The following is a 10484-nucleotide window of genomic DNA, read 5'->3' as shown; positions in this document are numbered from 1 at the left end:
AAAGTGCTCTTGCATGGGGGATCTCTCCTTTCGAATGTTGGGTGGCACTTTCATTCTACTGGAGATCCGCCAGCAAGGGCTATTTTTATGCTTGATCAAGTTTATCTAGCACCACGGGTTGATTTTATATATTAGATATTTAGCATTTGATTCCTTCTTTAATTATACTGCCCGTTAGATGCCCATGCATCGCTTCGCGGCATCACAGATGATGAAAGAAATTTTATTCTTCCATAGAAATCAAATAAGACCGATTTTAATCAATTTACCACAATATTACAAACACTTTCAAAATGCCTTTTATTATTCAAATATTTGTTTGATCGGAAATAAAGGAAAAATTGTTGGCATAAAAATTCGCCAACACTTTTATTGAATATATAACTTTATTTTTCAGTATGCGACTTTATTTTCCGCAGATAATAGAAAAAACAAAAGCCTGCTGGATTCACCAACAGGCTTTCAGTTCCCGACTTTTTTGTTCGGTACCTAACTTTTTTGTCCGGTTCCCGACTTTTTTGTCAAGTACCCGACTTTTTTGTCATTCAACATCTTTCCGACCAATGAACCGCTTACTCCACCGTCACGCTCTTCGCCAAGTTGCGCGGTTTGTCGACGTCGCAGCCGCGGTGCAAGGCGGCATAGTATGCGATCAGCTGCAACGGCACGACGGACACAAGCGGCGTAAGATCCGGATGGACGGCCGGGATGATGAAGCGGTCGCCGTCGCCTTCCAGGCCGCGCATCGAGATGACGCACGGGTTCGCGCCGCGGGCGACGACTTCTTTTACGTTGCCGCGAATGCTCAAATTTACGTGCTCTTGGGTGGCGAGGGCGATGACCGGCGTGCCGTCCTCAATCAAGGCGATCGTGCCGTGTTTCAGCTCGCCGCCGGCGAACCCTTCCGCTTGGATGTACGAGATCTCCTTCAGCTTCAGCGCGCCTTCTAGGCAGACATAGTAGTCAACGGCGCGGCCGATGAAGAAGCAGTTGCGCGTCAACGTCAAGTAGTCGCTTGCGATTTTCTCCATTTCTTCTTTCGCATCACACAGCATTTCCATCACATTGGCGACGATGGCAAGCTCTTTCGTCAAGTCAAAGTCCAGCTCAAAGCCTTTCGCTTTCGCCGCCGCGGCGGCCAAAATCGCAAGTACAGCAATTTGCGCCGTATATGCCTTTGTCGAGGCAACGGCGATTTCCGGGCCGGCGTGCAACAGAAGCGTATAATCGGCTTCCCGCGACAGCGTCGAACCTGGGACGTTCGTGATCGTAATCGCTTTATGGCCGAGTTTGTTCGTTTGCACGAGCACGGCGCGGCTGTCGGCCGTTTCGCCGCTTTGCGAGATAAAGATGAAGAGCGGCTTTTCCGACAACAGCGGCATGTTGTACGAAAATTCGCTGGCAATATGCACTTCCACCGGAATTTTCGCCCACGATTCGATCAACTGCTTGCCGACGAGACCTGCGTGGTAGCTCGTTCCGCACGCGACAATGTACAGGCGGTCGGCGTTCAGCACTTCGTTGATGATCGCTTGGTCGATCGTCAATCCGCCGTTTTCGTCTTGGTATTTTTGAATGATGCGGCGGATGACGAACGGCTGCTCATCAATTTCTTTCAGCATATAATGCGGATACGTCCCTTTTTCAATGTCGCTCCCATCGAGTTCGGCCGTAAACGGCTTCCGTTCGACTGTTTCACCGTTTAGCGTTTGAATCGTGACGTTCTCGCTCGTGACGATGACGAGCTCCCCATCCATCAGTTCGACGAATCGATTCGTCACTTGGAGCATCGCCATCGCATCGCTCGCCACGACGTTAAACCCATCGCCCAATCCGACAAGAAGCGGGCTTTTGTTTTTCGCCGCATAGATCGTGTTTTCGTCTTGTGCATCGATCATGGCGATGGCGTACGATCCTTTTAGCAGCGAGAGCGTTTTTCGGAACGCCTCTTTCGTTGCCAGTCCGTCGTTGACGAACTTCTCCACGAGCTGGACGATCACTTCCGTGTCCGTATCGCTTTGGAATGTGACATCGGCCAAGTAGTCGCGCTTGACCATTTCATAGTTTTCAATGACACCGTTATGCACGAGCGTAAAACGGCCGGAAGCGCTTTGATGCGGGTGGGCGTTCAATCGGCTTGGCGCCCCGTGCGTCGCCCAGCGTGTATGGCCAATGCCGACCGTCGCGTTGACGTTCGGGTCGACGATGCGGCGCAAATCGGCGATCCGTCCTTTTTCCTTAAACACATGCACGCCGCTTTCGTTCAATACGGCGATCCCCGCTGAATCGTAGCCGCGATACTCGAGTTTTTCCAATCCGCGCAATAAAATTTCCTTCACATCTTGATAACCGATATAGCCAACAATGCCGCACATGGCAAATGTTCCTCCTTTTCATCTTGGAGGCTGCCGCTAACGAGAACCGTCTTTCCTGTTCAGTTGTCAAAGAACATGTTCGGGGTCTCGCCGATCCACGGGCGGCAGACTCCCTGTCTATATTCGCGCGATGACATCCTCCCCTTTGTGCAAAGGGTCACCCCTTTGTTTTAAGAGAGGACTTGCGGCTGTCATCGCTCCAGCCGGGAGGCATCCGCCGAAAACCTCGATAAACCTCCTCCTCGTCAACTAAGCGTTCTTCCGTCCAACGCTTAGTCCAGGCGCTTTGTGATCGTTAAAACCGATGCAACAACCAATCACCTTGTTGCTTTGTTGGCCATGCCTACGGTTGCGACAAGCCATCACTTTACCATGTTCCGCTCTTCGCCCTTCCATCGCCTCCTTTCAAGAAAAAGGCAACAACGTTAATATTACAGGACATTCCCAGCGGCGTCAACTATTTATATATAAATACCCTATGCATAAACGAAAGGGAACGTTCCGTCTATGCATAGGGTGGTTGTCCAAGCAATCGGTTATTCCGCTCCCATTTCACGGCGGACAACATCCGCGATCCGCTCAACGTAGGCGCGGCACGCTTCCTCGGTTTGGGCCTCCGCCATAATGCGCACAAGCGGCTCAGTCCCCGATGGGCGGACAAGAACGCGGCCGTTGCCGTTCATCTCTGCCTCCACTTCCTGGATCACGTTTTTCACTTGTTCGTTTTCCATTGCTTTTTCCTTATCGGCCACCCGGACGTTCACAAGCAGCTGCGGGTATTTTTTCATTTCCCCCGCCAATTCGGAAAGCGGCTTGCCTTTGATTTTCATGATGTTGACAAGCTGGAGCGCCGTCAACATTCCGTCCCCCGTCGTGTTGTAGTCGAGGAAGATGATATGTCCGGACTGCTCGCCGCCGAGATTATAGCCGTTCTTCTTCATTTCTTCGACGACATAGCGGTCGCCGACTGCTGTTTGCACACTTTTAATCCCTTGAGCCTCCAGCGCCTTGTAAAACCCAAGGTTGCTCATGACGGTCGAGACGACGGTTTGGTGCTTGAGGCGGCCGGTTTCTTTTAAATATTTGGCGCAAATGTACATAATCTGGTCGCCATCGACGATGTTGCCGTTCTCATCGACAGCGATGAGACGGTCGCCGTCCCCGTCAAAGGCGAGCCCGACATCAGCTCCTTTTTCTTTGACAAACGCCGCTAACGCTTCCGGATGGGTGGAACCGACCCCTTCGTTAATGTTGAGCCCATTGGGCGACGCCCCCATCGTCACGACATCCGCATCCAAATCGGCAAATAAGTACGTCGCCAGCGATGACGTCGCCCCGTGCGCGCAGTCGAGGGCGATTTTCATCCCGGAAAAATCTTCTTCATCGATCGTTTGTTTTAAATACTGCAAGTACTTTTGCCCGCCTTCAAAATAGTCGTTGACTTGCCCAAGTCCAGCCCCGATCGGCCGCGGCAGCATATCCTCCGCGCTGTCGATGAGCGCTTCTATCTCGGCTTCCTGCTCATCCGACAGCTTGAACCCGTCCGGGCCGAAAAATTTAATGCCGTTATCTTGCACCGGGTTGTGGGAGGCAGAAATCATGATGCCGGCCTGCGCTCCAAGCGCCTTCGTCAAATAGGCGACACCTGGCGTGGAAATGACGCCAAGGCGCATCACTTCCGCCCCGATCGACAAAAGCCCCGCGACAAGGGCCCCTTCCAACATATGGCCGGAAATGCGGGTGTCGCGCCCGATCAGTACTTTCGGGCGCTCAGCGCTTTTGGTCAGCACGTATCCGCCGCAGCGGCCGATTTGAAACGCCAACTCTGGCGTCAATTCACGATTTGCGACTCCTCGTACACCATCAGTGCCAAAATATTTGCCCATTCGTTCACTCTCTCCTTACTATGCAGTTTATTGTGCAGCCGCTTTTTCGCTAATCTGGACCATCGCCGTTTCCACCGACGGCTGCCATTGGACTTGTTCAGGGTGGTTCCATTGAATGGGAACTTGATGTTCGCCGGTGTCAAGTCCACCGACATCGACATACAAACGAATATCGTCTTTTGTCAACCCGCGGACGACATCGGGCGGACCGACAAGGCGGACCGTAATTTTGCCTTCAAGCGGTTTGACAAATTCAGCTTTGTATGAATCCGGCAAGCCGACGACAGCGATCGGCACGTCTTTCCACGTTTGCGTGACGTCTTTTTCCACATCAATATGCACCTTGATTTTGTCTGGGTTGACGCTTTTGGCGCCATCGGGAAGCGGAACGTCGAGCTCTACCGTCGCATCATCAGTAATGTCGTCCAAATCAACGGTCAATCCTTCCAGCTTGTCAATATGATTCAACACTTCCTTCGGTCCATAAATCGTCACCCGATCCGGCTCCGGCGTGACGCTGACAAGATGCACACCATCCGGCAGCTCTCCGGTTGTCTGCACTTGAACCGGCACCGTCTTGCTCGGGCTTTTCACCGGCACGGTTACTTCCACCGACGATGGCTCTGGCTCAATATCCAACTCATTTCCCCGTCGATCGTACACTCGAACGCGCGCTTCTCTCGTCAGCGTTTCCGTCGCCCCATCTAAGTCGACGATGGCTTTGACAAAGGCAATCTCGTCGATTCGTTCCTTCGCCCCGGTAATCGTCACGGCATCTGGTTTCACCGTCGGTTCTCCAACGGAATAGCCATCCGGCATTTTGTTTCGATTGAAAAATTCAACACCGACCGGAAACTGTTTCGACACTTTTTCACGAATCGTCACTTTGGCCGAGGAAGGCTGAATCGTCACTTTCAACTTGTCGGAGATGTCCCTGTATTTGATCGGCACCGTGTATGTCCCTAATGGCAATTCCGTTAAATCGACATACACCTCGAAATTTCGTTGTAGAGCCGTCGGCTTGACAATGCTGGCGGGTCCTTGGAGCGTAACGTTCACGTATTTCGGGACGCCAGATACGACCAAGTTGTTTTCATCATAGTAAGCGACCACCGGAATATCGACCAACGTTTCCGTATCTTCCTGGCCAAACGTGTTGCGCGTCTCACCAGTTTTCGCCCCGACATTGGCCGACATATACAGCATAATCGCCAGCAATAAGGAGACAACGCGAATAAACCAAGGATGGTCCATCAACTTATCCATGTTTCTTCCCCCTCCACTGCCAACGGGAAGAAGCAGGCGCCTTCGTCGCAGGAGCAAGTTCCCCCGTTAACAGCTCCCGAAACTCATCGATCGTTAAATCGCGGTACAGCTCGCCGTTTTTCGTCAACGATACTGCTCCCGTCTCTTCCGACACGACGACGGTGACGCTGTCCGTCACTTCGCTGATGCCGAGCGCCGCCCGATGGCGTGTTCCGAGCTCTTTCGAAATAAACGGACTTTCCGATAATGGCAAATAACAGGCCGCCGCAGCGATTTGGTTTTTTTGAATAATGACCGCCCCATCATGAAGCGGCGTGTTCGGAATGAAAATATTAATGAGCAGTTCCGGCGATACATGAGCGTTTAACATAATGCCGGTTTCGACATAATCGTTCATTCCGGTTTCCCGCTCAATGGAAATCAGCGCGCCGATGCGTCGCTTCGCCATATACTCGGTCGCTTTGACAATGGCTTCCACCATTCGCATCCGCTCTTCCTCTTCATTGACCGTATTGCGGGTGAACAGCCGTCCGCGGCCGAGCTGCTCAAGGGCGCGCCGCAATTCTGGTTGAAAAATGATGATGATCGCGAGAAATCCCCAAATGATCGCCTGATCCATCAGCCATTGCAACGTCGTCAATCCGAGGTAATTGCTCACGAAACGAACCAAAATAATTAAAAAAATGCCTTTTAACAACTGAATGGCCTTCGTCCCGCGAATCATCATGATCAACTTGTAAATCACATACCAAACGACAAGGATATCAACCACTTTTAACAAATATGACACGATGGGGAGCTCTCCGAAGGACATCTTCACACTTCCTTTATCTCTAATTCCAATCTGTTGATGGCCACGGAAAAAGCCATCGAACGATGGCTGCCATCATTCAATCGATTGGAGCGCACGATTGAACCTTTCTTTAATATTATACCAAATCCATTCAAACACTTGATTAATTTCCTCCACTTCCCCTGTCACTTGCCCGGCGGACGCCATATATTTCTTTCCATGGATCACAGTCACGTCCCCATCAACCGTTCCTTCAATCCGAATCGAGCCATTGCGGACGACAATATCTCCTTTGACCGTTTCTCCTTTCGGCACGATGACAGTATGATCGCGGATGATGACATGTTCATCAGCTGAGACGGAAAACGCGCCTCTTTCCCCCCATGAAGAGGCTAAGCTGCCGAAAGTAAGCGCGAAAAACAACGAGGCAGCCGTAAGCAGCGGATGACGATGCAGAAAACGGCGCAGCCGCGCGGTCTTTCTCTCTTTCGGCATCGCCTCCATAACCTTGGCTGCAAACGACGGCGGCGCCGCAACGTGGGCGGCATATTGGAGGAAAGCAACCGTCTTTTTCAGCTCGTGAAAATGGGCAGCGCACGCAGCGCACGAACGCAAATGTTCTTTCAGCTGCTGCTCTCCTTCTGGCTGGAGATCTCCATCAAAATAGCTGTGCATGAGCAACACGATTTCTTTCGGACATTCCATAGTCTCCCACCCTCTTATAAATGACCCAATTGCCTGCGCAACGCTTCACGGCCGCGATGCAGCCGCGTTTTCACCGTGCCGACCGGCAACCCTAAAATCTCGCTGATTTCTTGCAAGGACAAATCTTCCATATATTTCAACACGATCACGCTTCGATACTTTTCTGGCAACTGCTCAATCGCTCGCTGCACCGTCTCTTGCAGCTCCAGGCTTTCCACTGCCTCCTCCGGGGATGCTTCGCGGGAAGGAAGCTGAGCCTGCATCGTCAACCCGTCCGTGCCTCCGACCTCTTCATCTAAATACACGTCCGGCTTCCGTTTCCGCAATTTATCGATCGTCAAGTTCGTCGCGATCCGGTACAGCCAAGTGGAAAACTTCATTTCTGGATTGTACGTATCAATATGGATGTAGGCGCGGATGAACGCCTCCTGCGCCGCATCTTCCGCCTCATGCCGATTGCCAAGCATTCGATAGCAAAGACGGTAAATCTTGTCCTTATACAAATCGACAAGATCCGCGTATGCGTTTTGATCCCCTTTTTGGATCGCCTTAATTCTCTTTTTAATAAATAGATCCATAAAATACAATACCCCCGCCTCACGGCTTACTGTATATTACGGCGCTCGATCAAGAAAAGTTTCATGCAACATATTTATTGTATCATACAACGGAAAAAGAGGGGACTCCAAACAAATGGCAGCCCCTCTTTCACAAACAGCGGGAACAAATCATCATCATATCCGTGAATCCCGCAACCAACCCTCTTTGCCCACATGCATTACATGAGTTTTTCACCAAACAACGACCCCATCAGCGCTACAGCCACTGATGCTGTTTTGTTCCGCTCATCCAAGATCGGGTTCACTTCGACAAATTCCGCTGAAGTGATGATTTGTGCCTCGGCCAGCATCTCCATCGCCAAATGGCTTTCGCGGTATGTCAATCCTCCAATGACAGGCGTTCCGACTCCCGGTGCGTCGCTTGGGTCAAGGCCATCCAAGTCAAGCGACAAATGAACGCCATCCGTTCGTTCTTTTAAATAGGCGATCGTTTCTTCCATCACCCTTGTCATTCCGAGCCGATCAACCTCATGCATCGTGTAAATTTTGATTCCTTTTTCGCGAATAAACTTCTTCTCCCCTTCATCAAGGGAACGGACGCCGATCAACACGACATGTTCCGGCTTGATTTTGGGGCTGTATCCGCCGATTTGCGTCAGCGCCGGATGGCCAAACCCGAGGCTCGCCGCCAGCGGCATGCCATGAATGTTTCCAGACGGCGACGTTTCCGCGGTGTTGACGTCGCCATGCGCGTCATACCAGATCACTCCAAGCCGCTCATAATGTTTCGCCACCCCGGCGAGCGTGCCAATGGCGATGCTATGGTCGCCGCCCAACACAAGCGGAAATCGCCCCCGCTGAACGACTTGGTCAACCGCCGCCGCAAGTTTCTCGTTCGCTTCCGCAACCGCTTTCAAATTGCGCAACCGTGAATCTCCTTGCTCGTGCAACCGCTCTGCTTTTCCAATCGGAATATCTCCCAAATCTTCAATATCGTAATGAAGACGTTCCAGACGTTCGATGACGCCTGCATAACGCATTGCGCTCGGCCCCATATCAACGCCGCGGCGTGTCTGCCCTAAATCCATCGGAACCCCGATAATTGAAATTGGCTTCATGCTGTCTCCCACTCCTTTCCGGTTCCTGTTACGTCTTTATTGTAGAGGAAAGAAAGGGGATGACTCAACTTGACAAAATTTTGAATATTTATACCGATATAACAAAAAAGAGCAGGCTGCTTTTGGTTGTCAAGCAGTCTGCTCTTGATGGAGCCTATCGGGATCGAACCGATGACCTCCTGCGTGCAAAGCAGGCGCTCTCCCAGCTGAGCTAAGGCCCCGCCCCAAGCGGAAGACGGGACTCGAACCCGCGACCCCCACCTTGGCAAGGTGGTGTTCTACCACTGAACTACTTCCGCGCTATGGTGAGCCATGGAGGACTCGAACCTCCGACCCTCTGATTAAAAGTCAGATGCTCTACCTACTAAGCTAATGGCTCATGGTTGAGTATACACTCTAGGTACTACCTAGCTCTACCTGCCTCTTCCTCTCCCAGCCGATTCAAAGATGCCAAGTGCGTCGAGGCAACTCGAAGCAAACTCGAAGATGTAGCGCTCGTTACTGAGCTAATGGCTCATGGTTGAGTATACACTCACAGTGAACGATGTCCCTTCCTCTACAAGCATATTCAAGGAAGCAAGATGCGTCGGGACAACTCGAAGCAAACTCGAAGATGTAGCGCTCGTTACTGAGCTAATGGCTCATAGTTAGGATAACACTCTAAGTATGCTGCCCCTTCCTCTGCCAGCCTGTTCAAGGAAGCAGATGCGTCGGGGCAACTCGATGCCTATTCGACGATGTAACGCTCGTCACTGAGCTAATGGCTCATGACCATTTTTATGTACAAAAAAAATAATGGCTGGGCTAGCTGGATTCGAACCAGCGCATCACGGAGTCAAAGTCCGTTGCCTTACCGCTTGGCTATAGCCCAACGCGATGAGAAAGAAACGCTGTATTCAATTGCTATTATATCTCAGCAATCAGGGAAGTATACACTTTTCATTTCGGCCAATCATCCTTGAAAGGACGACTGGCCGAAATGGAGTGACCCGTACGGGATTCGAACCCGTGTTACCGCCGTGAAAGGGCGGTGTCTTAACCACTTGACCAACGGGCCGGAAAATAAATGGAGCTTCCAACCGGGCTCGAACCGGTGACCTCTTCCTTACCATGGAAGTGCTCTACCTACTGAGCTATGGAAGCGTAAAAATGGCTCCGCAAGTAGGATTCGAACCTACGACCTACCGGTTAACAGCCGGTTGCTCTACCGCTGAGCTATTGCGGAATGATGAATAACTATATGTCATGCACATCTTCCCAATGTGCTCGTTACCTCTTCCTCTGCCAGCTAATTCAAGGGAGCGAGATGCGTCGAGGCAACTCGTAGCGAATTCGAAGATGTGAAGCTCGTCGCTGAACTATTGCAGAATAATGAAACATTGCCTAGCAACGACCTACTCTTGCAGGGGCGCTGGCCCCAACTACCATCGGCGCTGGAGGGCTTAACTTCCGTGTTCGGGATGGGAACGGGTGTTTCCCCTCCGCCATAGCCACTAGGCAATGATGATCATCTTGGACAGTAATTATTATATCCATCCTGTTGGATTTGTCAACAGGATGTTCATTCCCTCAAAACTAGATAACCGTCGGAAGAAGCCGCTCGCCTGCGCTTTTCGCATTGTCCAGCTCCGGCTCGCCGCCACTCGGGGTCAAATAACCTTCGCCTTCGGGATGTGAACATCCCTGCAGGCGAAGAACATTTGCCCGTCGCGGCGACCCGCTCGCCTGCGCTTTTCGCTGTCTAGTTCCGGCCGCCATCGGCTCGCGACGCTTCGGTCCTG

General features: G+C 51.5%; 8 protein-coding genes, 7 tRNA genes and 1 rRNA gene. All 16 read right to left on the bottom strand.

Annotation, left to right across the window (positions count from 1 at the left end; all coding sequences use genetic code 11):
• Window positions 1–572: 572 nt before the first annotated feature.
• Entirely contained in the window at window positions 573–2375 is a 1803-nt protein-coding gene (gene glmS, locus ETR37_RS16720; RefSeq protein ID WP_129447547.1) for a glutamine--fructose-6-phosphate transaminase (isomerizing), read from the bottom strand.
• A 536-nt stretch (window positions 2376–2911) separates the two neighbouring features.
• Window positions 2912–4261: a phosphoglucosamine mutase gene (gene glmM, locus ETR37_RS16715; RefSeq protein ID WP_020754911.1), complete on the bottom strand. Its 1350-nt coding sequence runs from the start codon at window positions 4259–4261 to the stop codon at window positions 2912–2914.
• A 27-nt stretch (window positions 4262–4288) separates the two neighbouring features.
• The gene (locus ETR37_RS16710) at window positions 4289–5527 is read right to left on the bottom strand and encodes a CdaR family protein (RefSeq protein ID WP_015373736.1); all 1239 of its coding nucleotides are present in this window, start codon (window positions 5525–5527) and stop codon (window positions 4289–4291) included.
• Window positions 5520–6341, bottom strand: a complete 822-nt coding sequence (gene cdaA, locus ETR37_RS16705) for a diadenylate cyclase CdaA (protein ID WP_014194616.1) — start codon at window positions 6339–6341, stop codon at window positions 5520–5522. Before cdaA ends, ETR37_RS16710 begins: the two co-directional genes overlap by 8 nt.
• A gap of 72 nt (window positions 6342–6413) precedes the next feature.
• Complete coding sequence (gene rsiW / locus ETR37_RS16700; RefSeq protein ID WP_015373735.1) at window positions 6414–7025, bottom strand: anti-sigma-W factor RsiW; 612 nt, start codon at window positions 7023–7025, stop codon at window positions 6414–6416.
• A gap of 14 nt (window positions 7026–7039) precedes the next feature.
• On the bottom strand, window positions 7040–7603 hold the full coding sequence (gene sigW / locus ETR37_RS16695) for an RNA polymerase sigma factor SigW (RefSeq protein WP_011229662.1): 564 nt from the start codon (window positions 7601–7603) through the stop codon (window positions 7040–7042).
• Window positions 7604–7803: 200 nt separating this feature from the next.
• A complete protein-coding gene (gene rocF, locus ETR37_RS16690; protein ID WP_014194613.1) occupies window positions 7804–8703 on the bottom strand; it encodes an arginase in 900 nt (299 codons plus the stop codon).
• Window positions 8704–8851: 148 nt separating this feature from the next.
• Window positions 8852–8924 (bottom strand) — tRNA-Ala (locus ETR37_RS16685).
• 6 nt (window positions 8925–8930) lie between these two features.
• Window positions 8931–9002, bottom strand: a tRNA-Gly gene (locus tag ETR37_RS16680).
• A gap of 4 nt (window positions 9003–9006) precedes the next feature.
• Window positions 9007–9082: transfer RNA gene (locus ETR37_RS16675), tRNA-Lys, on the bottom strand.
• 417 nt (window positions 9083–9499) lie between these two features.
• Window positions 9500–9574, bottom strand: a tRNA-Gln gene (locus ETR37_RS16670).
• A gap of 114 nt (window positions 9575–9688) precedes the next feature.
• Window positions 9689–9760 (bottom strand) — tRNA-Glu (locus tag ETR37_RS16665).
• 10 nt (window positions 9761–9770) lie between these two features.
• Window positions 9771–9846, bottom strand: a tRNA-Thr gene (locus ETR37_RS16660).
• Window positions 9847–9853: 7 nt separating this feature from the next.
• Window positions 9854–9928 (bottom strand) — tRNA-Asn (locus tag ETR37_RS16655).
• Between the two features lie 156 nt (window positions 9929–10084).
• Window positions 10085–10201 (bottom strand): 5S ribosomal RNA (gene rrf / locus ETR37_RS16650).
• A gap of 77 nt (window positions 10202–10278) precedes the next feature.
• Window positions 10279–10484 (bottom strand): hypothetical protein (locus tag ETR37_RS19250; protein WP_164978016.1); only part of this gene is annotated, 206 nt, incomplete at its 5' end.

The organism is Geobacillus sp. PK12 (assembly GCF_004123125.1).
In the GTDB taxonomy this organism is placed as follows: Bacteria; Bacillota; Bacilli; order Bacillales; family Anoxybacillaceae; genus Geobacillus; species Geobacillus zalihae.
This window is presented reverse-complemented; position numbering and strand designations above follow the sequence as displayed.